This window comes from Verrucomicrobiota bacterium, from assembly GCA_027622555.1.
Taxonomy (GTDB): Bacteria; Verrucomicrobiota; Verrucomicrobiia; order Opitutales; family UBA2995; genus UBA2995.
This window is the reverse complement of the sequence record JAQBYJ010000040.1, coordinates 1-25,096: the sequence shown is the minus strand read 5'-3', so window position 1 is coordinate 25,096 and position 25,096 is coordinate 1. Positions and strand designations below refer to the sequence as shown.

At 47.4% G+C, this 25,096-nt stretch carries 20 protein-coding genes; 9 read left to right on the top strand and 11 right to left on the bottom strand.

What is annotated here, in order from left to right; genetic code table 11:
* Positions 1-243 precede the first annotated feature (243 nt).
* The 3 genes from O3C43_12145 to O3C43_12135 are packed head-to-tail and all read left to right on the top strand — an operon-like array spanning position 244 to position 5,181.
* Complete coding sequence (locus tag O3C43_12145; GenBank protein MDA1067243.1) at positions 244-759, top strand: prepilin-type N-terminal cleavage/methylation domain-containing protein; 516 nt, start codon at positions 244-246, stop codon at positions 757-759.
* Positions 760-795: 36 nt separating this feature from the next.
* Positions 796-1,425, top strand: a complete 630-nt coding sequence (locus O3C43_12140) for a prepilin-type N-terminal cleavage/methylation domain-containing protein (GenBank protein MDA1067242.1) — start codon at positions 796-798, stop codon at positions 1,423-1,425.
* A 12-nt stretch (positions 1,426-1,437) separates the two neighbouring features.
* Positions 1,438-5,181 carry a hydantoinase B/oxoprolinase family protein gene (locus tag O3C43_12135; GenBank protein MDA1067241.1) on the top strand — a complete coding sequence of 1,248 codons (3,744 nt, stop codon included), beginning with the start codon at positions 1,438-1,440 and terminating at the stop codon, positions 5,179-5,181.
* Between the two features lie 18 nt (positions 5,182-5,199).
* Here the strand turns inward: O3C43_12135 and O3C43_12130 are convergent, their stop codons facing one another.
* Entirely contained in the window at positions 5,200-5,736 is a 537-nt protein-coding gene (locus O3C43_12130) for a hypothetical protein (GenBank protein MDA1067240.1), read from the bottom strand.
* Between the two features lie 94 nt (positions 5,737-5,830).
* Complete coding sequence (locus O3C43_12125) at positions 5,831-6,502, bottom strand: class I SAM-dependent methyltransferase (protein MDA1067239.1); 672 nt, start codon at positions 6,500-6,502, stop codon at positions 5,831-5,833.
* A gap of 291 nt (positions 6,503-6,793) precedes the next feature.
* Between O3C43_12125 and O3C43_12120 the strand changes: the two genes are divergently transcribed.
* On the top strand, positions 6,794-7,702 hold the full coding sequence (locus tag O3C43_12120; protein MDA1067238.1) for a histone deacetylase: 909 nt from the start codon (positions 6,794-6,796) through the stop codon (positions 7,700-7,702).
* 21 nt (positions 7,703-7,723) lie between these two features.
* Here the strand turns inward: O3C43_12120 and O3C43_12115 are convergent, their stop codons facing one another.
* The gene (locus O3C43_12115) at positions 7,724-9,700 is read right to left on the bottom strand and encodes a hypothetical protein (GenBank protein ID MDA1067237.1); all 1,977 of its coding nucleotides are present in this window, start codon (positions 9,698-9,700) and stop codon (positions 7,724-7,726) included.
* Between the two features lie 238 nt (positions 9,701-9,938).
* Between O3C43_12115 and O3C43_12110 the strand changes: the two genes are divergently transcribed.
* Together O3C43_12110 and O3C43_12105 are read left to right on the top strand one after the other, a co-directional pair.
* Positions 9,939-10,787: a S8 family serine peptidase gene (locus O3C43_12110; protein MDA1067236.1), complete on the top strand. Its 849-nt coding sequence runs from the start codon at positions 9,939-9,941 to the stop codon at positions 10,785-10,787.
* A gap of 128 nt (positions 10,788-10,915) precedes the next feature.
* Positions 10,916-12,325, top strand: coding sequence for a Gfo/Idh/MocA family oxidoreductase (locus O3C43_12105; GenBank protein ID MDA1067235.1), 1,410 nt, complete (start codon positions 10,916-10,918; stop codon positions 12,323-12,325).
* A 211-nt stretch (positions 12,326-12,536) separates the two neighbouring features.
* On the opposite strand, the gene O3C43_12100 is transcribed toward O3C43_12105, so the two are convergent.
* The gene (locus O3C43_12100) at positions 12,537-13,577 is read right to left on the bottom strand and encodes a LacI family DNA-binding transcriptional regulator (protein MDA1067234.1); all 1,041 of its coding nucleotides are present in this window, start codon (positions 13,575-13,577) and stop codon (positions 12,537-12,539) included.
* A gap of 232 nt (positions 13,578-13,809) precedes the next feature.
* Between O3C43_12100 and O3C43_12095 the strand changes: the two genes are divergently transcribed.
* On the top strand, positions 13,810-17,004 hold the full coding sequence (locus O3C43_12095; protein MDA1067233.1) for a hypothetical protein: 3,195 nt from the start codon (positions 13,810-13,812) through the stop codon (positions 17,002-17,004).
* Between the two features lie 142 nt (positions 17,005-17,146).
* Here the strand turns inward: O3C43_12095 and O3C43_12090 are convergent, their stop codons facing one another.
* The 6 genes from O3C43_12090 to O3C43_12065 all read right to left on the bottom strand — a co-directional run bounded on the left by O3C43_12090 (position 17,147) and on the right by O3C43_12065 (position 22,811).
* Positions 17,147-17,479, bottom strand: coding sequence for a TraR/DksA C4-type zinc finger protein (locus tag O3C43_12090; protein ID MDA1067232.1), 333 nt, complete (start codon positions 17,477-17,479; stop codon positions 17,147-17,149).
* Positions 17,480-17,549: 70 nt separating this feature from the next.
* Positions 17,550-18,419: a hypothetical protein gene (locus O3C43_12085; protein ID MDA1067231.1), complete on the bottom strand. Its 870-nt coding sequence runs from the start codon at positions 18,417-18,419 to the stop codon at positions 17,550-17,552.
* Positions 18,420-18,548: 129 nt separating this feature from the next.
* On the bottom strand, positions 18,549-19,418 hold the full coding sequence (locus O3C43_12080; protein ID MDA1067230.1) for a hypothetical protein: 870 nt from the start codon (positions 19,416-19,418) through the stop codon (positions 18,549-18,551).
* Between the two features lie 352 nt (positions 19,419-19,770).
* Positions 19,771-21,261 (bottom strand): tripartite tricarboxylate transporter permease, encoded by a 1,491-nt coding sequence (locus O3C43_12075; protein MDA1067229.1) that lies wholly within the window; start codon positions 21,259-21,261, stop codon positions 19,771-19,773.
* A 13-nt stretch (positions 21,262-21,274) separates the two neighbouring features.
* Positions 21,275-21,754: a tripartite tricarboxylate transporter TctB family protein gene (locus O3C43_12070; protein MDA1067228.1), complete on the bottom strand. Its 480-nt coding sequence runs from the start codon at positions 21,752-21,754 to the stop codon at positions 21,275-21,277.
* A gap of 10 nt (positions 21,755-21,764) precedes the next feature.
* The gene (locus tag O3C43_12065) at positions 21,765-22,811 is read right to left on the bottom strand and encodes a tripartite tricarboxylate transporter substrate binding protein (GenBank protein ID MDA1067227.1); all 1,047 of its coding nucleotides are present in this window, start codon (positions 22,809-22,811) and stop codon (positions 21,765-21,767) included.
* Between the two features lie 95 nt (positions 22,812-22,906).
* Here O3C43_12065 and O3C43_12060 point away from each other — a divergent pair, with 95 nt between their 5' ends.
* Together O3C43_12060 and O3C43_12055 are read left to right on the top strand one after the other, a co-directional pair.
* On the top strand, positions 22,907-23,806 hold the full coding sequence (locus O3C43_12060) for a YceI family protein (protein ID MDA1067226.1): 900 nt from the start codon (positions 22,907-22,909) through the stop codon (positions 23,804-23,806).
* Between the two features lie 16 nt (positions 23,807-23,822).
* Positions 23,823-24,239, top strand: coding sequence for a hypothetical protein (locus O3C43_12055; GenBank protein ID MDA1067225.1), 417 nt, complete (start codon positions 23,823-23,825; stop codon positions 24,237-24,239).
* 31 nt (positions 24,240-24,270) lie between these two features.
* Here the strand turns inward: O3C43_12055 and O3C43_12050 are convergent, their stop codons facing one another.
* Positions 24,271-25,026, bottom strand: a complete 756-nt coding sequence (locus O3C43_12050; protein ID MDA1067224.1) for a BamA/TamA family outer membrane protein — start codon at positions 25,024-25,026, stop codon at positions 24,271-24,273.
* Positions 25,027-25,096: the final 70 nt, after the last annotated feature.

Here is a 25,096-nt window from a genome sequence, read left to right as displayed (position 1 = left end):
TAATAAGAAAACTGATAATGCCTCAAAGCGGCGATAATGGACCTTTACAAGGTTGTTGATCTGGTCCCGGAGGAGGAAATAAACCGGCTCACTTCCACTATTAACGAGCTCTTGGTTTTACCAGAAAGTAGAAACCTTTGAGGGCGGATATGGCTCTGTCAATACCACATTATGCATCAGTTTGATTTGTGATTTCTGAAAAAGCTCGTCTCAGACCGCTGAATAAATGACTAGTGAATCTTTATGAGACCCTTCTATCAGGATCCTTGGTCCAACCGAGGATTTACGCTGGCCGAGCTTCTGACCGTTCTCGCAATCATCGCGATCCTTTCTGGGTTGTTGTTTTCAGTTGCCACAGGAGTGTTTAATAAAGGGGAACGAGCTCGCGGGGAATCCGAGCTGCAGGCCATTTCGGTCGCATTGGAAAGCTACCGTGGCCGATTTGGTGATTATCCCGATGTTGAAACACCCCACCAGCTTTTCGAGGCATTGGAAGGGAAATTGGGACCGGACGGGACTATATTGAATAAACCGTTCCCACCTATGCTTGAGGTTGGAAAATTTTCCTTGGATGAAGGTGAAACCGTCGAACTGCTCGATCCTTGGGATGAGCCCTATGTTTATAGGTACATTCAGCCGGATAACCAAACACGGCAGTCTGCTTATCGACTTTTTTCAAAAGGCCCTGATGGTGAATCTTCCATTGATGGTGATTCCGGCGGTCATCTGGACCAGGACAATCTTCGGTACGATGATTGACCGTTTCCCTATCGATCCATTAGACCCTTTGCTTCCATGTTATTATTACCTGTGACATACTCAGAGGCGAAGGCTTCAAAAAGTAAGCGAGGGTTTACTCTGACCGAGCTCCTGACGGTTATCGCAATTATTGTCATACTCCTTGGCATATTGATTCCGAGCATTCTTAGCATCCAACGAAAAGCGAATCGTGCTAAGACGGAAGCCTTGTTTGGGAAGATCATCAACGCGGTGACTTTATATCGAACCGACAATGGGGCTTATCCGGATTTGTTGGGTGATTTGTCTAACGGTGATGTGGTCGTAAATCTCAACAATAGTGAACAATGGGCCCGTTTTACTGAAATACTCGCCCTCAGCCAACCGGACGGTTCCGCATTCGAAAATCCTAAAACCCGCGATTTGATCCGCAATTTCAACCCCAAATACAAACGCTATTTCGAATTGCAGTTATCCGAGCTTGAAACATTTGGTGGAGCCGAGCGTTTGGTGGACGCATTTGGAAATCCGCACATCTATATGGTGATGGATGCCAATCTCGATGGAGTCATCGATCGGAGTGCCTTACCCAACTCTCCAGAAAAAAATCTTCGGCAGAGGATTGTTATCTACACTTCAGATGAAGGGAAAGATGACTTCCCCGAAATTCAAAGCTGGGACTACTGATTGTTGATCGGCATGACCGGGGAATGGGAATTCTGGATTGATACGGGCGGCACATTTACGGATTGCCTGGGACGTAATCCTGACGGAACTTTCCATCGAGCGAAGGTTTTGAGCAATAGCTCACTTCGGGCAAGTATTCAGGAGGTGGGCACACATTCTTGTATCCTGGGTCTTGCTGAAACGTATCCGCAAAACTTTTTCAAAGGATTTTTTGCACGTTTTTTAGGCAGTGATTCTACGAATCTCGTGGTGGCTTACGATGCTGATCTTCGGAAACTGGAACTGAAAGAGGAGCTTCCTGCCGGAGTAACGGTTGGCGATTTGCTTGTTATTGAGTTTGCCGGCGAAGCACCGGAGTTAGGGGCCCGAGTTATCACTGGAACTCCCGGAGATGAACCTTTGCCAAAATCGAAACTGCGTCTCGCGACGACTAAGGGAACGAACGCATTATTGGAAGGGAAGGTAGCCAAGACTGTTTTCATTATTAACAAGGGCCTCGGTGACTTACTTCTAATCAATACGCAGCAACGACCTGATTTGTTCTCATTGGATATAAAGCGACCTGAGCCCATCTATGACTCGGTGATTGAAGTTGAGATCGATTTGAATACCGGATTGCCGAATACAGATGAGCTTGCGGAACAAATTGAGGACTTCATGGAACGTGGAGTATCAACTGCTGCGATATGTTTAATGAATAGCTTTAGGGATGATCGTGGTGAACGCTCACTCGTTCGTTTCTTAAAAGATCTGGGATTTCTTACTGTGATTCCTTCCAGTGAATGTGCACCCTTTATCAAGATCCTTCCCAGGGCTGAAACAACCTTGGTGGATGCCTGCCTGACTCCGGTGTTGGATACTTACCTCAGTCGGATTGCTGCTCAGTTCGGGGAAGATGGGCTGTCCGTGATGACCAGTGCGGGTGGCTTGGTGCCACATGCGCATTTTAGAGCGAAAGATAGTTTGTTTAGTGGTCCGGCAGGTGGCGTTGTAGGAGCAGTTAATTGCGGAGAGCAGGCTGGTTATTCCAAGTTGATTGGTTTTGACATGGGAGGAACCAGTACGGACGTGGCTCGGTACAACAAAGTACTGGCGTATCAATTCGAGACGCGTGTGGGACATGCGCATGTCATGGCACCGAGTTTAAAAATCGAAACGGTGGCTGCCGGAGGTGGATCCATATGTATGTTCGATGGAGAGCGCTTACGGGTCGGTCCTGAAAGCGCTGGTGCTGATCCTGGTCCGGCTTGTTATGGTACAGGCGGTCCTTTGACGATTACCGATGTGAATCTCCTTTTGGGGCGTATGGATCCGGAGCAATTTGGCATTCCTGTTGATCTCAGAAAAAGTGAAGATCAACTTCAGGCCTTGCAGTATCGCATACAGTTGGAAGGAGGGGAGAGTTCAACCGATCAGCTAATGAGCGGGCTGTTGGAAATTGCCAATGAAAACATGACCGATGCCATTCGGAAGATTTCCACAGGCGAAGGCTATGATCCTGGCGACTATGCCTTGGTCGCATTCGGTGGGGCAGGTGGGCAGCATGCCTGTGGCATTGCTGAAAAGTTGGGAATTTCAACTATTCTGTTTCCAGGCGACGCAGGATTGCTAAGTGCCGTTGGGCTTTCAAAAGCCGTTTTAGAGGGGTTTGTTGAGCGGCAAACCTTGTGCTCTTATGATGAGTTTCTTCAACAAGCCGGGGACCTGACAGCTGAACTTGAAACGGAGGCATTTCATAAATTGAATCCAGGTGATCGAGCACTCGCTCGTCTGAGTCGGCGGATAGTCAGTCTGCGATTGAGAGGCCAAGAGATGCCGATTGATATCAATTGGCTTCCAGACACCTCACCACTTGAACTGTTTTTGGAGCGTTATCATTCTATCTTCGGGTATCGCCCTAATCTGGATTTGATTGAGGTGGTTTGTTACCGGGTTGTTGTTGCCACGCCATCGGTGGTGAATCCTACAGAAGCGTTTTTTGATTATCATGAACACTGTTCCCCAATAAAAAAACTGCGTGCTTTTAGCGGTGGTCAGTGGAGGGACGCCTCCGTCTATGTTCGGGAGAACCTGGGTTTAGGATCCAGGGTTACGGGGCCTGCCATTATTCAAGACCCTTTTAGCACTTTGTTTGTGGATGTAGGTTGGAAAGCTTCATTAGGCACCGAAGGAACATTACGTCTTTCAAGCACTGAAGAGGCCCGGGCTCACACGGACAATTCGGAGGAAGTTGAAATCGAATTATTTTCTAATCGATTTCAGAGTTTGGTTGAAGAGATGGGTTTGCGGCTCATGCGGACTGCCGTTTCCACCAACGTAAAAGATCGTCTTGATTTTTCCTGTGGTCTGCTCGACGCCGATGGATGTTTGGTGGTAAATGCCCCTCACATACCGGTTCATCTGGGTGCCCTGGGAATGTGCGTTCGTACGGTGAGCGAAACACACGCTTGGCAAGCAGGTGAGATGCTCGTTACCAACCATCCTGCGATGGGTGGCTCACATTTGCCGGATGTAACTGTAATTTGTCCCATATTCTCAGATTCGAATTCATTGATGGGGTTTTTAGTGAACCGTGCGCATCATGCCGAAATGGGTGGGATTGCTCCGGGTTCAATGCCACCAGCGGCAAAATCTCTGGTAGAGGAAGGGGTTGTTATTCCTCCTACTGTAGTCATGCAAGGAGGTGAGGTAAATCTCACGCAGGTTGAATCACTCTTACGGGAAAGTCCTTATCCTTCCAGGCGGGTGGGCGAGAATATTTCTGACCTCAAAGCGCAAATTGCAGCTAACAAAAAAGGGCTACAAGAATTTGAAAACCTGGTTCGAGAAAAAGGTGGTGACGTTGTTTGTGAATATATGGCCGCCATTCAAAACCGTGCGGAGAAAAGTTTGCGTCGTAAATTGGGCAACTTCCCTGACGGAAGTTATGAAGCGCTTCAAAAGCTCGATGATGGAACGATTTTAAAAGTGGTGGGCACTGTTTCTGGAGATTCCCTCATCCTTTTATTTAACGACGGCGGTGGCGTTCATCCGCTCAATTTTAATGCGACTCCTGGAATCGTTTATAGTGCTGTAATCTATTTCCTTCGCGTTTGGTTGAATGAACCTATGCCTTTAAATGAAGGTCTTTTACGACCGGTTAAAATCGAGATTCCGGAAGGACTTCTTAATCCTCCCTTTGATGAGGATCCATCGAAATGTCCTCCTGTCGTGGCGGGGAATGTGGAGACCAGTCAACGTCTGGTCGATACCCTGTTACTGGCCTTTGAAGTTGTCGCCTGTAGTCAGGGAACGATGAATAATCTCATTTTTGGTAACGACCGGATCAGCTTTTACGAAACCATTGCTGGTGGAGCCGGGGCTGGTGAAGGTTTTAACGGAGCGAGTGGTGTCCATGTTCATATGACCAACACCGGAATCACCGACCCAGAGTTACTGGAGTATAAATATCCGGTGAAGCTGATCGAGTTTTCCATCCGCAAAAATTCAGGAGGTAGAGGCCAATTCGACGGAGGTGATGGTATTATTCGCGAATTGGAATTTACGGAACCCGTCACTCTTTCTCTCCTAACCCAACATCGAGTTGAAGCCCCTTATGGAATGGCCGGTGGATTACCTGGGAAACAGGGTGAGCAATGGCTTATTCGAAAAAACCAAGCTCCGAAAAAACTGGCTCCGACTGACCGCGTTGACATCCAGGCTGGAGATCGAATCCGAATACTAACTCCAGGGGGAGGGGGATGGGGAACTCCCTAATTTTGCGAAATTCTTGTTTCAAGGGCTGACACCTTCTGGCTCATCCTTGATACTGGAAGATCTCATTAACTTGTCGGATCTTTCTTTGATCGAATCGAAAAATGACGGATCGGTTATAGTCACAATTACTATTTCGCAGGCGTTCTTAATCTCCGTTACATAAAACATCTGTTTGTGAGTTATTCCGTCAGCTGTGAATTGAATTGCAAGAGAACGAACCTCCTTATCATCCCCATTCTTAAACGACTCTTCGTTGAGAATTTTAATATTTTTTGCCCCTTCGGATTTCATTCCTTTGATCGTGTTCTTTGCCACAGAATCGAGGTTTCCATCGTACTCTTCTTGAACGGTGATGAAGAATGCTTGTAGCGAATCTCCATCCCATAGACAGAATGTATTATTTTCACCGAGTGCTGGGACTACTTGATAAGTTGCGTCTTCGCCATCAACATCGATTGAGATGAAAGGGTCGATTTGGATCCTTTGCGAATTTCCGTTTAGGCCAAATAATCCAAAGGCAATTATAAGGACGATTAATTTCGGTTTTATTGACATAAGAATAATAGCTGTTTTCCGTGATGTGTTTATGGAAAGCTTACTACCTGTTTCCGAAAAGCTTTAAGCTTTCTACCGCGACTTCTAATACGTTTTAATTTTGAATTCTTCGTATGGCAAAGCTTTGGCTTTCCAATGGTTCACAGGTTAAATAACACAGCTCCCAATTATGCATATTGCAAAATTCATGAACTGCCTCTATTACCCCATAGCGATAGGATTTTTTCCAGTTTCCCATTTTGTAGTCGTGGCCAGCTATGACTCCTCCGCTTTTTAGTTTCGGAGCATAAGCCAGTAATTCCCCTCGAGTCGTTTGATAAGAATGGTCGGTATCAATATATATAACGTCGAAATAATCGTCCGGGAAATCAACCGCAGCTTCAATGGACGGTTTCTTGTGGATCCTGACTCTATCATCTTCGATTTGTTTTTTAAACTTTAGGCTGACCTCGGTAAACAGGCTTTTGTCGTATCGAGCTGATTCCCAGATATCCACGAGATGAAGAAGGGATGGCTGGGTGACTGCCAGAATTTCCTCGCTGAATTCACCACGATTTACGCCCAATTCAGCTACAACATTTTGTTTTCCCAAACGCTCTAGCAACTTGGAGCGATTGAGTACTAACTGACAATTTCGCATGTGCTTTTCTTGCAGATATGTACGGGGGAACTTGGCAGTCTCAGCCTCTCTTACGGCGCGCTCGTCCGATCGGAATTTCTCAAGTAGTCGTCTTTTAATGGCTTTGGGTATTAATTGTGTAATCATTTTCAATGTTTAAAAGTACGATCCTTGCTTTCAGCACTTTGACTTGATCGTAAAGCGCCTTGATCGGGTCAAAAATGAATTTAGGAGTGTACTTTCGTATTAGATTTCTCAATGGGTGAGGAATATACTGGTTTATATGTTTTCATCTCTCATGGTCTTACTCGATCCAACCCCCATATTCTTTGAAAACAGGAATATTTTATAGGAAATCTTGCTTACAGAAACGATAGTGTTCTGATTTGAGCTTCAATGGGAAACACTAAAACCCACATCTTTTACCACCCACTATCTTTGAAGCATGATACAGGGATGGGGCATCCGGAACGTCCGGCTAGAATCCAAGCGGTACTGGATCATTTGGATAGCTTAAAGATAACAGATAAGTTTTTGTGGGTCACACCGGAGCCGGCTTCTAAGCAGCAAATTCTATCCAATCATGGAAATGCGTATATTGAGAGCGTAGAACGGTTGGCTGCGATTGGGGGTGGATTTTTGGATGCGGATACCGTGGTTTCGTCTGAGTCTTACAAAGCGGCATTGAGGGCGACCGGGGCTTGTGTTGAGGCAATTGATGCGGTGGTGAAAAAGGATGCTAATAATGCCTTTTGCTTGAATCGCCCACCGGGACATCATGCTCGGCCAAACGCAGCGATGGGTTTTTGCTTTTTTAATTCCGTCGCTATTGGTGCGCGTCATGCGTTAAAGAGACATGGAATGGAGCGGGTGTTTATTCTCGATTGGGATGTGCATCATGGGAATGGAACTCAGGAGAGTTTTTATGATGATCCATCCGTCTTCTTTTGTAGTATTCATCAAAGCCCATTGTATCCAGGGACGGGATTGTCCAACGAAACCGGTATTGGCGAAGGGGCGGGCTTTACTCTAAATCTCACTGTGCCGAGCGGCACTCGTGGTGATTTGTATCAGTCGCTTCTCGACGAGAAAATACTTCCTGCCATGCGAGAATTTCAACCAGAGCTAATTCTTATTTCAGCTGGATTTGACGCGCATCGCCTTGACCCCTTGGCTGGTGTTCAATTGGAAGACGAGGACTTTTATAGGTTGACCCGCGGTGTTTTGCAGGCGGCTGATAGCTTGTGTAAGGGCAGGGTGGTATCGGTGCTCGAAGGTGGTTATGACTTGCAAGGATTATCCGGCGGCGTCGAGCAACATTTGAGAGCTATGCTTGAAATGGGTTAAACGACGTTGGTGGAAGATTATTTAACTAATCAGGGACGCTTCTTTTGGAGCAGGTTCGGGTTGCTTTACCAATTCAGAAATTGCCTCCAGTACTTGGGATAAACAAATCTCGGCAGAGGTGACACCTCCGTGTTTGGGGCAATTAATTGGCTGAACAATCTGCAAGGGTGTGTCGTAGACTGGCTTTGTGTTTACGGGGTTGGTAACGCCGTACAGACCGACTGTCGGGACGCCCAAAGCATTTGCCAAGTGCAAGCCTCCGCAATCGTTCGATATAACAACTGAGCAGGAATTCAGAGCCATGACAAATTGCATCAAGGTGGTGGATCCAGTGAAGTCGTGAATAGAACCAGGTTCGAATTGTTCGATAATCTGTCGACTAACCGGAAGGTCCGCTGAAGTACCAAATAAACAAATATTGCTGTCGGGATAAAGATCCATGAGCCCTGCTATACATTCCACCCAATAATCCACGGGCCAACATTTCTCCGGCTTGTCTCCTGCTCCGCATATCAAGCCAAAGTAGGGTGCGTTGAGTGACTGTGTTTGCAGACAACGAAGGGGATTGATTACGTCAGAGCCCGGTGCCAGGCGCAATGGACTGTAATCGACTTCCCCTTGTAGTCCAAAGTAGCGAAAGAAGTCCTCCCAGAGTTCGACCTGGTGCGTTTTTCTTTCATCCCATCCCGGATCAACCTTGAAGCTGTGCGTGAGCAATGGGCGATTCGTTCTCGGATAGCAAATCCCATAACGACGTGGCGCATTGATAAGTCTCGATTCAAGGTCAGCAACAAAAGAATCTGTAAGTTGATAATAGGTGTCTGGATAGGAGGTCTTTAACTTTAAAAACTTCTGATAATAACCGGTATTTCGTTTGGGGATGCAAATTATGTGGTCTGCTACCTGAAGGGCTTCGAGTAGGGAGTTGAACTTTCGATTGGAAAGCAGAGTGATCTCCGCGTCTTCCCTTGAATTTCCAATCCTCTTTATAAGCGGGATCCATTTAATGACCTCACCAAGATGCTCCGGCATCCGAATCCAAATACGATTATTTTTCGGAAGGCTTTTCCAATTATTATATTTTTTAGTCTCGTCCAGAAGGCTATTTGGGAACTTTAAATTTAGATTCTGCGAATGGTGATTTTGACCTTCCCAGCGGTTGTGAATCCACATCCAATTCGCAGAGAACCTTTCATCCGTTGTGAGTTTCTCTTCCAACCAATGGTTTGCCTGTAAGATTACCGGCTCCTCTTTACCTCCTCCCGAAATTTTTTCAACGTGTAACTTGCCTTCCCAGAATCCTGTGCGTTCTCCGTAGAAACTCAGTACGTCCGCGTCGTAATCATGTGAAAGGATCTGATGAAACCCAGCCGTAGTGGCTGCTCTGCCGAGAAAGAATGTAAGGTAGCCTGCATCTCCAACGTTTTGATCAAAAACGAAGATCATCCAGTTGTTGTTTTTAACCAATTCACGTGCTTCATGAAGGCCACTGAGGCGATCGATCAAGGTTATCCCGTTTCTACTTCTGGTATCCTTCACATATTGCACGATTTTCTTTTTGTTGAGAGGCCAATAAAGTAGTCCGATTTCCGGATTGTCGAATGGGAGGCAACGAGGAATAAGCGTGCAGGCTTCCATCATACTGTTGTGGATGGAAACACCTATGACCGGTTTATTGGGATCGACATAGTTTTTCAGCAGCTCGATTGTCTCTTGGGTGGCGATCAATGTTTTGTCGAGACGGCCTTCGGAAAAATGAGGAAGTGCAAGCTTGAACAAGTACATCTCAACCATACGCCGACAGCTGGTTCGTGCCTGACGTCGTCGCCTCGACATCGGTTTATCCGGGTAAACATGATGTAGGTTGGATAGGATGGTTCTTCGTTTTATTGTCGGGAGGAAGTAAACCAGGTCGCCTATGATCACTGACAAGAATTGGGCAAACTGCCGTGGCATGGTGGTTAGTATCCAACCGGATATTTTAACAAGGATTAACACGTGATTTAGCTGAGTGATTTAGGGAATTAGTAGCCAGCCTTGAATCTTGGTTCCCGGATGGCAAGCCCTAGAAATGGTAGGATTTGCAAAGGCAACTTTGGTTTGGGATTTTATCATGGTTTGAAGGCTCAGAGGGAAAATATATTTTTAGCAAAATCTTTGTGTTTTTGAGTTTAGGGTGGTTAACCTTAACTTTTTAAGACTTTTCCCTTCGACCTAAACACAGCTACAGCAAAGTATGATCAGGAAGCGAGTAATGGTGTGCATCTATGGGTTACTCTTTTCAAATGGTACCCTTCTTCAGGCCGCCGTCACGGTTTACGTTATGGATAACGGTGTCCGGACTGATCATGTGGCTTTTAACCAAATCGAAACAGCGGTTGTCGATATGCTTGGAGGTTTGCCCGAGTTGACTGTCCCAAGGGCATTTGATGATCATGCAACTTTGGTGGCAGGGTTGATTGTGGAGCGTGCCCCAAGAGTGAAGCTGATTTCGGTTAGGACTTTGCAAGGCAATGGTTCGGGTAATTGGTCGATTTTTTTGAAGGGTGTTCATTGGATAACCAATCACCACCCTGCTGGGCAACCGGCGATCGCGAATTTGAGTTTGGGTGGCGTCCCAAAGGATCCTAGAATCGAAAAGTTGGTGACGCGTGCTATCAATCAATTGGTTGAGGATGGAGTGACCGTTGTTGTGGCAGCGGGCAATGAGGGGGAGGATGTCGAGAATCGTATTCCCTCCGCTCTTGATTCGGTAATATCTGTGGGTGCGACTTCGGCCTTTAATTTTCGATTAATTTCCTCGAATTATGGTAATGGCGTGGATGTTTATGCCTTGGGAGAGAATCTCTCAGGGCCTGGGAGCAAGAGCTCAACAGATCGTACCCGCGATTCAGGTATTTCGATAGCTGCTGCGGTGGTGACTGGATCTGTGGCGGCTTTTTTGGAAGAACAGCCCCAGGCGACACCTGCTCAGGTTAAAGAGTGGGTGATAGAAAACAGTGAAGTGGGAAAAGTGAAAAATATTCCCGGCCCAAAGAGTAGTAAGTCGGAGGCGGAGAGTTTGTTGTTTCAGGATAAGCTATAAAAGAAACGAGTTAAAAACTGTTAAATGGAATAAATGAGCTTATTCCGAGAACGTGCTTGAAGGGTAGCTGGAAACACGAATAAATGATGAAATAATCAGTTTTAAATCTTCATTTAACTACCCGAACAATGAATAAGAATATCCCTGGAATTAATCGTCGTTCCTTCATGAAAACTGCAGCTGGTGCCACGGCAGCGAGCTTGATAGCTTTTCCGCATATTATGACCGGTGCCAACCATGGAAGCGCTCCGAGTGAAAAGCTCAACCTGGCTTTTGTCGGAGTTGGCGGAAAAGGCGTGAGCTCGATCATGCCACTGAGCGACCTCGGCCACAACATCATCGGCTTGTGCGATGTCGATGAACGCAGTATCGCGAAAGCCTACAATAACGCACGGGGAGGAGCTGAGTTTAAAGCTGTCATAGATAATGCAGTATCCAGGGGCGCACAGTGGTATACGGACTACCGCACCATGTTTGAGAAGATCGGGGATAAAATGGACGGAGTAGTGGTCTCGATTCCTGATCACATGCACTTTCCAGTCGCGATGTCGGCTGTGAATTTGGGCATCAATGTCTATTGCGAAAAACCGCTCACCCACACTGTTGAAGAAGCGCGTATGTTAGCAGAAGGTGCACGCAAGCAAGGCATTGTTACACAAATGGGTAATCAGGGTCATTCCAACGAAGGGGTTCGCTTGGCCAAGGAGTGGATTGCCGCCGGTGTGATTGGCCAGATTCGTGAAGTGTACTCATGGACGAATCGTCCTATTTGGCCGCAAGGCTTGAACAAACCGAAGCACAACGAATTTATCCCGGTGGTTCCGAAAGGATTGGATTGGGATCTTTGGTTGGGAGTAGCGCCAAAGCGTGCTTATGACCCGGCATATCTGCCATTTAGCTGGCGCAACTGGTGGGACTACGGTTGCGGTGCGGTGGGTGACATGGCGTGTCATGTGATGGACGCGGCTTATTTTGGTCTCGATCTCGGCTTGCCAGAATCGATTTCAGCGATGGCGACCAACGTCAATGACCAGAGTGCACCCAATGCTTCCGCTATTACCTATAAATTTCCAAAGCGCGGTAAGTTTGACCCCGTAACCTATCACTGGCTGGATGGCGGATTGTTGCCACCGGCGCCGGAAGGTTTGACCCACGAGGACATGCTGAGTCGTGACAAGAGCGGAACAATGTTTATCGGAGATGAAGGTTACATGATGACCGACACCTACACCAGTACGGTTCGTATTCTCCCTGAGGAGCGTTTTGCGGAGATCAAAAAGAATCCTCCTGCCAAAACAATTCCTCGGGTGAAGGGCAGCCACCAAGGTGACTGGTGTCGCGCTATCAAGGAAAAGGGCCAGGCTTGTTCAAACTGGGATTACGCTTCTGGGCTTTCTGAGGTCGGTCTGCTGGGTAACGTGGCCATTCGCGCGAAGGCAGAAGTCAAATACGATGCCAAAAAGATGAAGGTAACAAATATTCCTGAAGCAAACCAGTTCCTGAAGAAGGAGTACCCGAAGGGATGGATATTGTCTTAAGGCAGAAATCATAAATTTGAAGTCAGAACAGCGCTGAACTTGGAAGATGTCAGTGCTCATGTATTAGGGGAGTATGTGGCCAGATACTGGACTGATTTCAAAGGGTTCATCTTTAACGGTACTATTGGGACCAGTCTTTGCAGGGCTTCGCTGTGGTCCGCTCAGTTTTACTGTCGCTTAATCGAATGCGGGGCACTCGCCCGTGGCTAAGCTAGGCCTCGTTGCTCACTGCTTCCAGCACTCGATTCGGCAGTGTTGCTCCATCGACCCAATCTCCCTGGACTGGAGTCACGATGGGGTGCTCGGGAACTCCGACCTCGTTTCGGTTAAGCTGGTCGATGACTTGGTTGGCGGCAATGCGCCCCATCTCATTCCAGTTGGGGTTGATGCCTGCTATACATCCGTCGAATTCATAGAGACCCAAGTAAATGTATGCTACATCTTCGGGAATCTTATAACCCTGGTCGATGAGCAGTTCATATACATCGTGGTTTTGCGACAGGATGACTTCGGGCTTATTCCGATCTATCCAACGGGTGAGCGTCTTTCCGTCGAGTTTTTCCTTATTGAGAATGGGGATGCGGTCTTCTTCGGGAAAGCTCCGTTGCGCATGTAGGGTGGCGCCGGTGCGACGGTATTGGCTGATGGATTCCGAATCGCCTAGTGTGACTAAACCGAAACTCTTGTAGCCATAATCTTTCAACTTCTCAATCGACAGAAGCACGCTTTGAAATTGGCTGGTTTCGATACGGTTCAGTGCCGGTTTTGTAATGCAGTATTTGGTAGCTACACAGGCAAATTTGGAAAGATCGATCTCCAGTTCGATGTTTGGTCGTGCGGAGTGTACAAAAATGATTCCGTGAATGCCTCGTGCATTGAAAATCTGGACCATGCGGTTGGTTGTCATCCCTTCGTCGGTCAAGTAAAACTCCACCACATCGTAGCCTTGCTGATTTGCACTTTCCTTCGCTCCGGATCTCATCCGCTTCAAATTGGGATGCAGTTGTTTCTTTCGCTGATCCAGGTGAAGCAGAGCCACAATGGGTTTGAATTCATAGTTCTTTTTGTATCGCAGATCCGTCATGAGCGCGGATACAAGCGGGTGCTTCTTGTAATTGAGCTCCTTGGCTATGGCGTTCACTCTTGCGATTGTCTCCTTGCCGCAATTCGGGTGGTTTCGCAGCGCCCGGCTCACCGTCATTTTGGAGACGCCGGCACGATCGGCTATTATTTGTAGAGTGGGGCGGGGCATGGGTTCTTTCTTTTAACAACTGGGTCTTATTAATCTTACCAAAATTGTTACGGGTAACTTGTGATGCCTGTCGATATAGACAAGCAAAATCCGCAGATTTTCACTAGAGCTCACCTGCGAATTACACCGAATAAGTGAATAACCCTATCTTCCTTTGATCTTCCCATGGCGTTGCCTTTGGTATGCCTCTAGAAAACTACAACCTCATTATTCTTAATAAGGAAACTACAAGATGATTAATTCTCAAAAAACTGTTACCAACGGTCTATTCCAAAAGTGGATGCGATTGCCTGTCATACTGGTGCCCATTGGGTTCCTTGCCTCAGCCGCCGTCTTCGCTCAAGAAGATGACGCCGATATCTTTGAACTCTCCCCATTCACCATCCAACCGGAAGAAGGCTGGGTTGCCACCGAGACTCTCGCTGGAACTCGTCTTAGAACGAACTTTAAGGATGTGGCTGCCCAGGTTGAAGTTTTCACCATGGAATTCATGCAAGACTATGCCATCAACTCTCTGGAGGAGTCCCTCATTTATTCCCTGAACGTGGCCAACGCGGAAGACCGTGTAAGCGGTAATGGAGATGGTTTTGGAAACCAGGCTGCCGGAGTTGCCCAACAGATTCGTGGAGTCGGGGAAGGAACCGTATCGCGAAATTTTTTCCAGGCCTTTACCAATTCGGAGAACTACAATGTGTCACGGGTTACGATTGCATCGGGTCCACAGTCCATTCTGTTCGGAACTGGTCAACCAGCTGGTGTTTTAGACGTGACTTTGAATCGTGCTGAAATCAGCGAAGATTTTGGCAAAATCAGTTTTCAGGTCGATTCCTTTGAAGGTCACCGTGTCGCTTTGGATTACAACAAGGTATTGATTGAAGATAAGCTGGCTATTCGTGTCGCGCTGTTAAACAAGGATACCAAACAGGATTGGAAACCGAACTTTGATGAAGATCAGCGGGTCTATGCGACGATTACTTATAAGCCGTTTGAAAATACGACTATCATGGCTCACTTCGAGCACGCTGAGCGTGATTTTTCCCGAGTAAATCGCTTTCTGCCTTATGACAACGTCTCACCTTGGTTTGGTTGGGGGAAGCCCGGCTTTGATAATGGGGCATTTATAGGAAGCAATGGCCAGCTAGGCGGATTGCCGCTGATCTATAATAATGGTCCCGCGCAACCGACTGTTCTGATCAATAATGACGGTACATTTCAACAACCGACCACAACCTATAGGACCATGGCGACCATCGACTCGCCACATAACTTGCCAGGAGTGTCTGCGGTTAACTTTGAAGCGGACGGCTATACCTTACTCGATAACTCGATTTTCCCGCGCGCATTGGAAGTGAATATGGCTGGTGCTGTAGAACGGCATTCTTCCGAAGCTGACATTTATGACGTATTCATTGAACAGAAGCTGGCTGAGAATTGGTACATTGAGTTAGGAGCTCACAAAGAGGATCAAATTGTTAAAGAATGGGACCAGGGAATTGAAGATCGTACTGTGAAAGTAGACCCCAATCTGTTCCTTGGCGACGGAGTTACTCCGAATCCTCATTTAGGAGATTTTTATGTCGACGGTGTTCCTTCATGGCAAAACAACACGAACACGAGTGAAAACTGGCGGGCCACCATGTCCTACGAGTTTGATTTTGAGGCGAAGTTTGATAGCATCCTTCGTTTTTTTGGTCGGCATCGGGTTGCCGCTCTTAAATCTAGCGACAAGGCATTAACCGGCCTAGGCCAACAAGGCTATCGGTATCGCTTTCTTCCAGATATAAATACTTTGGAAGAACCCTCCTTCGCAAATTCAGACTTTGCCAATGGTTTGACTGGTAGACGTTGGGCGGATACGGGCGCTCGTGGGTTAGGCGCACGTATGTACCTGACCGAAGAGAATGGTTATATAGCTCAACCGACTGATTTCACTTTTGATGGTCGCCCTATCACTATCCAGGATGAAAACGGGAAGTCCTGGACGATTGATCCAAACAACACAGGTTACTTTGACGCTCAAGGAAAAAGATTGGTATCTAATAATGCTCCACAAGGAATTAATACGCAATTGGATACCAGGCAGTTTGGCTACCAAGGGTTTTTCTGGGAAAATAGAATCGTCACCACCTTTGGTTGGAGGAAAGATACCGCCAAGGCAAAAAATTTCATCGATGTGGATAGAGACGACTCCAATAGTGCCGGTGCTCACCCGAATGGCACGCGAGGAACCGGGCTTTACCCGCATGTGGATGACTCCGTATTTGGTGAATGGGAAGCCCCACAAAGTGGTATCACTCGCACCAAAGGGGCTGTAGTACGTCCGATACCCTGGTTGAGCCTTTTCTGGAATGAGTCCGATACTTTCCAGCCAAATATTGGTCGTTTTGATCCCTATGGAACAGAATATCCTGGTGCCCAAGGACAGGGACAGGATCTAGGTATCAGGCTGGATCTCTTTGACGACAAGCTTTCCATAAAATACAATGACTTCGAACTTTCTTCTAGTCCCAGCCGTGCGGCAAATACTCCATTCAATCGCTGGCGTGATCCGGTTTGGGACGTGGCCAATCGTTACCGTACCTTAACCGGCGTGGATGATTATCCTGGTGCAGGAACCGGTGGTTTCCGCGAACGCGGTCGTTGTTGTTACTGGGTGATGAGTGACAACACCTCAACCGGAGAGGAAATTCAGATTACCGCCCGTCCCATCGAAGGATTGAACATTCGTTTAACTTATACCAGTCGGGAGGCGGTTGAATCCAATATTGGTAACATCTGGTTTCAGTGGATCGAGGAGCGCCTGGAAGATTCATGGACCAAATTCAGCGTTCCTGAAGGGGGAGTAGGCAATCCTCGCGACCTCGATGGCGATGGCTTAATTGGGGGCATTGATCCTGGTGCTCCTGCGTGGACCTGGGAAACGGCCTGGCAAAATGAGAATAACCTGAATAATGGGACCATATCGGAGTATTACCAGAACGTCACTGTGAACGGACCGATCGGGGCCACTCTGATCAAGGCATTGGACGGAAAAGCGAATGAATTTGACCGGGCCAAGTCCGCCAACCTCAACGTGAACTACCGCTTTACTGAAGGAAAATTAAATGGTTGGAATTTGGGTGGTGCTATGCGCTGGCGCGATGCCCCAACGGTAGGTTACGAAGAAATTATCGTCGCGGGCGTTGAGTCGCCTGATCTGGATAAAAAACTTTCTGGAGCCGTCGATATGACCTTTGACTTAACTGGGGGCTATCGTGGGAAAATCAAGCTATTCGGAGATAGGAACTACCGCATTCAAGGAACGATCCGCAACATTCTTGATGACGCGGGTACATTCCCGGTAATTAAGTCAGTTGTAGGAAACAACCTCCGGGTTGCACGGAAGACACCACGTCAATTTATCATCAGTGTGGATATAGATCTCTAGATAAATATTGATTATTATTAAAAGCTTTTGGCTCCCCGGTCTGAATTCAGGCCGGGGCTTTTCTTTGATATTTTGGGCTGGAGGAAGGGTGAGCACTCTTTGCTTTGTAATTTTGTAGAAGTAACGAATGGATTCAAAATCCTTACGGCGCACAGTTTATGCAAAGAATCGCATCGGGTTGTGCTTCCAATCGAGCAGGTGCAATGGGTTGACGGCACATCATGCAGGTTCCGTAGCTGCCGTCCTCCATTCGTTTGAGTGCATTTTTAAGTTTTTGCAGCTCGGATTCCTTCCTTCGTCTTTGCTCGAGAGCCATTTGCTGCATCTGCATAGAATCGAGCCGCGACAATCGGCCGATGGAAACATCGGGCTCAATGGGTTTTGTGTCTTCGGTCTTGGTTTGAAGGATGCTCGTTAGCTCCGTCATGCGGATCTCAATGGCCTTTTTTATTGGAACTAATTCTTCGTGGGTCATCCTTAAATAAACCTCATCCAGCGTGGATTCAATCGTGTCCTCGTAGCGTTGATAAGGGAACTTATCGCTTCTACTCAGGTAAGCGGAGTGAATTCAGGATGCCGGGTCCCTGAGGAACGTCGATGGTTTCCAGGACCTGGATCTCGCCCATTTCGACCTCCGCGATGAATGGATCAAGATCTGCCTTTTTATGTTCCAGATCTTTTAATTTTTGGCCGTAGTAGGAGGCACCTGCTTTGCTCAATGCCATATGGGCATTCTCAAAACTGATCCCGGGTGAACGCATATTGAAACGAGTGGACCATACGCGTTTCCACTGCTTATTGTTCAGGAGCTCTTGAAAATCGAAGGCAGTTACGATTATGAAATAGCGTTGATCACGCATGGCTACCCGAAGCTCGTATTCTTCCTGAGGGCTTATGCGAATCATTCGGTCTCTACGGATGTAAGGGTAAAATCCAAGCAGCTTCGAATTTCTTTGCTGTCCAAACCAACGAAAATCTGATTCGTCATAATCTTCGTTTGCGATATTATCGTAATACTCACCGTCTAAGGTGTCCCTGAAAATACTATTGGATACGTCCCTATGCATGTTGGGACTGGTTGTGCCCCAGCTTACGACCAATAAGAGATCGCAAGTCTCCTTGCTCTGGGCCGGCCAATAATCCTGTTGCGCCAGGTGCGGGGCCATTCCTTTGGCGATATCGATAAACTGAGTTCTCTTTAGGGAAGCGTCGTTTACATAACCACCGAAGTGAACACCCTTAAAGAAATAATATGACTCTGGATGATCCGATGATCGTTGGGCGAGGTAGTCCTCCTCGGCATCAGAATGGATATATATTCGCTTGTAGCCATCAGCATGATTGAGCGTAAGCAAACCAAGCCCGATTACAAAAACCAGGCTCCGGATGGGGCGTGAGTGAATCCTTTGTTTCATGGGGTACTTTGGTGTCCTTTTTGAGATCCTAAAAAAATGTGAGGTCACAACGAACTAACTTATTTCGCCCTAAGTCTGTCCCTCCAGTTAATAAACTACAAGATATTCTTCCTTTTGAAAAATCAGGCCTTAGCGGCGATCTTCTGACAAACGAATTGAATTCATTATTCCCCTGCGAGTAGGGGAATCGATGGTTTCAAGCACTTCGATTTCGCCTATTTCAACATCTGCGATTATAGGATCAAAATCGGCTCGTTCTTTTCCGAGCTTATCCAGGTTTTTCCCGAAGTAATTTCCCCCGGCTTTACTGAGTGCCAGGTGCGCTTTGTAAAAATTTGTGCCCGGCGAACGCATACTGAAACGCGTGGACCAAACGCGTCTCCATTGCTTATCGCTTACCAGTGCCTGGAAGTCGAAGGCGGTTACGATCATAAAATACCGTTCAGTGTCCAAAGCTTCCCTCAACTCATAGTCCTGGTGACGAAAGTGAGGTATGATGTCGTAACGATCCCAGTTCAGGTGTGGATAAAATCCTATTAGCTTGGCTGCCTGCACTGTCTCGTAGGAGTATCTTTGATCGTGGAAAAATGAGGTGGATATGAAGTTATCGAAGTAACCGTCATTGAGGTAATCCAAATAAATGTCCTTAAAAGCGTCCACTTCGGTGATTCCCCAACTAACAATGAGTAACAGGTCGCAGGTCTCTTTGCTTTGTGCTGGCCAGTAATCCTGTTTCGCCAGGTGGGGTGCCAGCCCCTGAGCAATTTCAATAAACTCCACTTTCTTTAGGCTCTTGTCATTGATACGCCCGCCAAAATACATGCCCTCAAAGAAGTAGTAACTTTCCGGTTTGTCCGGGGACCGTTGTGCCAGATACTCAGGACTCGCATCGGTGTGAACATAAACTTTCTTATACGAGGTCCAGGCGTTTAATCCGACCGTCGCCGAAATGAAAACTACTACTAATATCAGGGTTCTGGAAATTCGCAGAGCGTTCATGGTTCGATTTGGGAATACGATGGATAAATAGATAAGAGCTTATTCCGTATAAAAATATTTCGAGTAATTCTTAATGCACGGTAGAAGGTTTTACAAGCTTTGGGAAAGCTTGTTACCAACTATGGGTGAAACAATAATGCGGGATGTAATCGATCACTTCGCCAATTGGAGGGTAGGGCAGCAGCGTCCTCGCTGCGCCGTGTATTTCTGGGATAGTGACGGCATAGCCGGGACGCCCTTGCCCTACCACCTAAGGACTTTCAAGGCCGAAACAGTCTTGGCGATTGCTCTGGGTGTAGACTTTCAATATTGTTGCCCCAATTTGTTTGAGAACCGTCGAGTCGGCGGAAATTTAGTCTACCAGCCTTTGTTTTCTTTTCCGGTTCCATTCGGTATAAAACGGAAGGAATAAAAACGCTGCTGCAACGAGCACAAAAACCAAAGATAGGGGACGAGTTAGCAAGGGTAGGTAGGAACCATCTGAGGACTGCAATCCCGACCGCAAGTTCTCTTCCAGAAATGAGGTAAGAACGTAGCCAATCACGAATGGGCCTAGAGGAAACTTGGCCTTATCCAGAAAAAATCCTACAAGGCCAAAAACGATAACCAGCCATACATCGAATAAACGATTGCTCTCAGCAAACGCTCCAATCAGGCAGAACACAAATATGACGGGGACTAGATAAGCTCGGTTGATGTTGATCACCTTGGCCACGATTCGGGTTGAAAAGAGCATGATCAAAAACATCAAAATGTTGGCTACCAGGTATCCTCCCATCAGCGCCCACACCAACGATCCGTTTGTTTGAAACAATAGCGGCCCAGGTTGTATATTGTGCATGATCATGGCACCGAGGAGAATGGCGTCCACGGGTGCTCCGGGAATCCCCATGGTAATCAGCGGGATGAGTGCGCCGCCTGCGTTTGCGTTGTTGGCTGCTTCGGAAGCGACGATACCTTCGTCATGACCGGTGCCAAACTTTTCCGGAGTTTTACTAAAAGCTTTGGCTATACCATAGGATACCATCGAGGAAATGCTTGCTCCAACTCCGGGCAATATTCCAATCCAGGTTCCAATGATGGACGAGCGGAGCAGGTTGGTCGTTTGCTTTTTCCAGGTACTTAACTTTGGAAACAAGCGTGAGTTTTTCAGCGATATACTCGTTGCTTTTTTATTCAGCTCAACCGTGTCTTTAATGAGCTGGCTCATCACAAATATTCCGAGCAAAACGGGAAGCAGGTTGAACCCGTCGGTCATGGATTCCTGGCCAAACGTCAGGCGTAGTTGTCCGTCCGAAGCATTGAGACCCGGAAGTGCAGCCGTGATTCCGAGCATGGCTGAAAGTAACCCTTTCAGCATCGTTCCTTGGGAGATGGTCGATATAAGAACTAAGGCCATTAGCACCAGGGAGAAATACTCCCAGGGCCCGAACTTCAATGCCAGGGTTGCCAGCGCAGGTGCCAGGATAATCAGGAAAACCGCCGAAATTAAACCACCCAAAAACGATGCCCCAATTCCCAGACTCAAAGCCACGTCTGGCTTTCCTTGCTGCGCCATGGGATAACCGTCGAGGGTGGTCATCATGGCTGATGGCGTCCCCGGCATTTTCAACAGCGTTGCGCTAATAAGACCTCCGGAAACGGACCCCACATGCATACCCATCAGCAGGAGTACGGCATGGGTGGAGTCCATCGAAAAGGTAAGTGGCACGGTGAGCACCATCAACATACCCCCATTCAGTCCGGGGATGGCTCCAACAAAAATACCACTGGCGACACCTATCATAAGCCACATCATTGGCTCAGGTGTCAGGAGGTATTGAAAGGCTTGAAGCAGATCCATGGATGGGAAGCGATTATTGCGGAAGATCGATATAAAAGAAATCGGTGAACAAGTGCTGACCTCCGAAACCAAACAAAAGTCCGAATGCCAGGCTGATCAACATGACTCGTTTATTGCCCTTGGCTAATAGAGATCCGGTGATGGCTATATACAGAATAGTTCCCCATCTGAAACCAACCCAACCAGCTCCCATGGACAAGATGTAAAGTACCGACAATGCGACTACAGCAATACCGAGAATCGGTTCGCGTTTGAATCCCTCATCTTCGGTACTCGAGTTGGCTGAGGCTTTGTTCCTGAAAAAATTTCTTACAGAGATGGCCAGTGCCAGGATGATTAGGAGGTAGGCACATGCCTTTGGCACGGCCGCTGAGCCCAGTGGATCAAAAAAGGGTGGTGGAATGTCCTGCGCTGCCCAGAGGACCAGTCCGGCAAGTACTATCGTAAAGACACTGATAACATAGTCTTGGATGGAACTATAGAGTGATCTCATAGACCCAAACTTAACGATCCATGTTACGTGCTTTCCCTACCAACGGAGCCACTTTTTCGAGGAGAACATCCAGCAGCGGTTGGGCGATTTCTCGACCGCCGTATTCGGGTACTACACCCAGGCTTTTCATTTCCTCGGCGATTTTCGGGTCCGTCATGACCGATTCAAGGGCGTTGCGGATCATTTCCAAAACAGGTTCGGGAGTTCCTTTGGGAGCCAGCCAGACTCGTATTTCAACGAGTTCTACGTCGATTCCAATTTCCTTGGCCGTCGGAACCTCCGGAAACATGGGGTCTCGCTTCCCGGAAAAGGTGACAAGGGGTTTGAGCCCCGAATCCCTGAAATTTACAAATGCCATGGTAGACAGCATGGTCATGTCGCTGTGGCCGCCTAACAGGGAAGTTAGCCGTGGGGAGCCGCCACCCGTTTGTATGAACCGGAATTCGACACCGGCTTCTTCTGCAAATAACAATGGTATGAGGTGTACCGGTAAGCCTACGTTGGTTGAGACTTTTACTGAACGGGGATCAGCGCGGGCGATGTCCAGGAGACCTTCGATCGATTCAAACCTGGATTTTTCAGTGACCCCGAGTAGGAGTTCCGTATAGCCGGTCATACAGATCAATTCGAAATCATTGTGGTCGTAATCGACAATCCCCATTGCTTTGGAGGTGACGATTCCGGAATGCCAAAGGCCGATGGTGTAGCCGTCCGGTTCTGCTTGTTTGATCTTTCTGGTTCCGAGGGTGCCGCCCGCACCCGGAAGGTTTACCACCACCATTTTTTCAGGCAGCAGTTTTTTCTCAGCGATCGCTCTTTGCAGTAAGCGTGTCAGGCCATCAGTCTCTCCACCGGCATTGGTCGGTACGATCACTTTGATCGGTTTTTCTGGATAGGCTGCGGTTAATGAAGTGCTACCGTAAACGCCTAAAACAAAGAGTGAAAATAAAGCAGTCCGAATACGGGCCGGGAATGATGTGGGATATGTTTTCAGTCGATTGGGATTTGAATTAATTAAGATATTTTCATTATTGGGAAAAGCGGACTTTGCTAACAACCTTTAATTCTTGGACTTCTCGAACTCTGGAAGATTACATGTAACTCAAATCAAATGTTTTGCCTCAAACCGCAGGATTCAACTCCCTTTGTATAATGAAAAGTTCAAAAATTACCCCCTTGCTTCTCAAAAGCCAACTTTCATCTGAGGCTCCGCCTGTTCTCCTCCATCTGTTGTCTGACGAAGCTTTTGAAGAGATAAGAATATCTGGCTCTAAGCATGCCTGTGTTTACGAAGTCGCTTTCCTGGATGCGGTTTCTGAGCTCGTTAACGACACATCCACTAACATTGTTGTGTATGGGATGAACGACAAGTTTGGAGCCAGCGGCTTGGCTTTGGAACGCCTCCAGAATGCCGGGTATGAAAATGTCCAAACGCTTGAAGGGGGTCTTGATGCCTGGGTGTTGTCCGGATTTTCAGTCGAAGGGCGAGGCAGAAATCCTTTGAAGGCGGTCGACGGTACATATGTCATTGATCTTGATCACAGCGTCTTCCGTTGGACCGGCCGTAATTTATTTAACCAACACCATGGTCGAATTACATTTCAGTCCGGTAAGCTAGAAATACAAGACGGACATCTTGCATCGGGAGACGTCATTCTTGATATGACCCGGATAACATGCACCGACATCCAGGATGGAAGTGTTGCAGCGATGTTAATTGGTCACTTGGCTACGGATGACTTTTTTAGTGTTCAAGAATTTCCCACCGCCGAATTCAGGATGGAATCTTGCGAGGCAATCGCAGAGTCCGCTCCGGGAGATTTCAATCTGCTTGTTAAGGGCCGACTTATGTTGCGGGGAAAATCCCAAGCTATTGAGTTCAATGCTCAAATCGCTTATCTTGATGGCAAATTGGGACTTCAAGGCCAGTTTGATGTCGATAGGACTCGATTCGGTTCTGTTTACGGCAGCGGCAAAATTTTCGAAAAACTCGGTCAGCACGTGGTAAATGACAAAATCAGCGTGAGCTTTCAGTTGATCTGTCAAATTTAAGAGAAAATAGAATTATTTGATTCTGTTTCTCGAATTGGAAGTATCCCTGTGGTTCCTTTATCCGATGCCTCAATTGGATATAGACATAGTTTTTCGCAATAATGAAACCCTGAAAGGGGATGCCGTACAGCGTTTGGCCGATGGTGTTGGAAAAGTTTTTGATACTCCTCCGGGCAAGACCTGGGTGAAGATCAATCCCGTGCCCAGAAATTACTGGGCAGAGAACAAAACATCATTGGACTCCTATATCGGTCCGGTACTGGTGAATGTACTCAAACGAAAAGTTCCTCCATCTGATTTAATAGAAGCTGAAATAACTGAGTTGACCCGTGTGATCGCCGGTATTCTTGATCGGCCGCACGAAAACGTACACATTAAGTACGAGGCGGATGCCATCGGTCGTGTGGCTTATGGTGGTAAGTTGATGAAGTAGTCCCGACTTTTGGGGAGGTAGCTTGAGAATCCTAAAAGGGGAAGCCCAGGGAAAGATGAAATGTTCCATCCGGATCTTCGATGCGCTGGTCCAGGTTGTGACCATATTCCAAACGAACAGGCCCCATAAAAGTTCTAAAACGAATGCCTAGCCCGACCGAAGATAAATATTCGTCGAAAGGATAATCGTCGATATTAGCGGTCATTCCAAGGCCGTCGTAGAAGCCAACTATTGAAATGCTATCGGTAAGTCGTTGCTCCAACTCGAGGTTCATAAGCATGAAGGACTTGGCTCCGACAAAGTCTCCAAATGCATCCCTCGGTGCAGCTTCTCCTCGTTGGTACCCACGAATAGAATTTTCTCCACCAGGAAACAGAAGCTTGTTGTTGGGGATCTGAGATTGCGATTTGTTGAGCGAGCCAACCACAGAATGGGAAATGGATCCGTGCCAAATGAGGCCGCGTTTGATCTCCTTGTGGTAGGACAACCCTAAATCGGCGGCTTGGTAATCCACTTCGCCGCCCCATGCCTCGGAGCCCCACTCAATGTCAGCAAATAGGCGGTAGCCGGATTCTGGATTCAGGGGATTGTTTCGCTTGTCACGGCCAATTCGCATTTCAAAACTTCCCGACCTTACTCGATCAGGTCCTGCCAATGGAGTCCCCAGATCATTGACCCGTGCATCGAGGGATTCGAATGTGTAAACAGCGTCCATAGTCAGATCCAACCACTTCAGGTATTTGGAAGTGCCAAAGGTTACCCCGAACTCCGCCCGATCAAATGACAACTCCCACGGTATTTTTATTTGGCACGGTGATTGACGAGCATTTGGAATGGGATACCTAGATCATGCTGGG

Bases quoted from the DNA above. Each gene is read 5' to 3' on its own strand.
- O3C43_12145 (MDA1067243.1), top strand. From the start codon at position 244: ATGAGACCCTTCTATCAGGATCCTTGGTCCAACCGAGGATTTACGCTG.
- O3C43_12090 (MDA1067232.1), bottom strand. From the start codon at position 17,479: ATGACCCACGAAGAATTAGTTCCAATAAAAAAGGCCATTGAGATCCGC.
- O3C43_12110 (MDA1067236.1), top strand. From the start codon at position 9,939: ATGATCAGGAAGCGAGTAATGGTGTGCATCTATGGGTTACTCTTTTCA.
- O3C43_12130 (MDA1067240.1), bottom strand. From the start codon at position 5,736: ATGTCAATAAAACCGAAATTAATCGTCCTTATAATTGCCTTTGGATTA.
- O3C43_12140 (MDA1067242.1), top strand. From the start codon at position 796: ATGTTATTATTACCTGTGACATACTCAGAGGCGAAGGCTTCAAAAAGT.
- O3C43_12080 (MDA1067230.1), bottom strand. From the start codon at position 19,418: ATGAACGCTCTGCGAATTTCCAGAACCCTGATATTAGTAGTAGTTTTC.
- O3C43_12100 (MDA1067234.1), bottom strand. From the start codon at position 13,577: ATGCCCCGCCCCACTCTACAAATAATAGCCGATCGTGCCGGCGTCTCC.
- O3C43_12125 (MDA1067239.1), bottom strand. From the start codon at position 6,502: ATGATTACACAATTAATACCCAAAGCCATTAAAAGACGACTACTTGAG.
- O3C43_12060 (MDA1067226.1), top strand. From the start codon at position 22,907: ATGAAAAGTTCAAAAATTACCCCCTTGCTTCTCAAAAGCCAACTTTCA.
- O3C43_12075 (MDA1067229.1), bottom strand. From the start codon at position 21,261: ATGGATCTGCTTCAAGCCTTTCAATACCTCCTGACACCTGAGCCAATG.
- O3C43_12070 (MDA1067228.1), bottom strand. From the start codon at position 21,754: ATGAGATCACTCTATAGTTCCATCCAAGACTATGTTATCAGTGTCTTT.
- O3C43_12135 (MDA1067241.1), top strand. From the start codon at position 1,438: ATGACCGGGGAATGGGAATTCTGGATTGATACGGGCGGCACATTTACG.
- O3C43_12105 (MDA1067235.1), top strand. From the start codon at position 10,916: ATGAATAAGAATATCCCTGGAATTAATCGTCGTTCCTTCATGAAAACT.
- O3C43_12085 (MDA1067231.1), bottom strand. From the start codon at position 18,419: ATGAAACAAAGGATTCACTCACGCCCCATCCGGAGCCTGGTTTTTGTA.
- O3C43_12095 (MDA1067233.1), top strand. From the start codon at position 13,810: ATGATTAATTCTCAAAAAACTGTTACCAACGGTCTATTCCAAAAGTGG.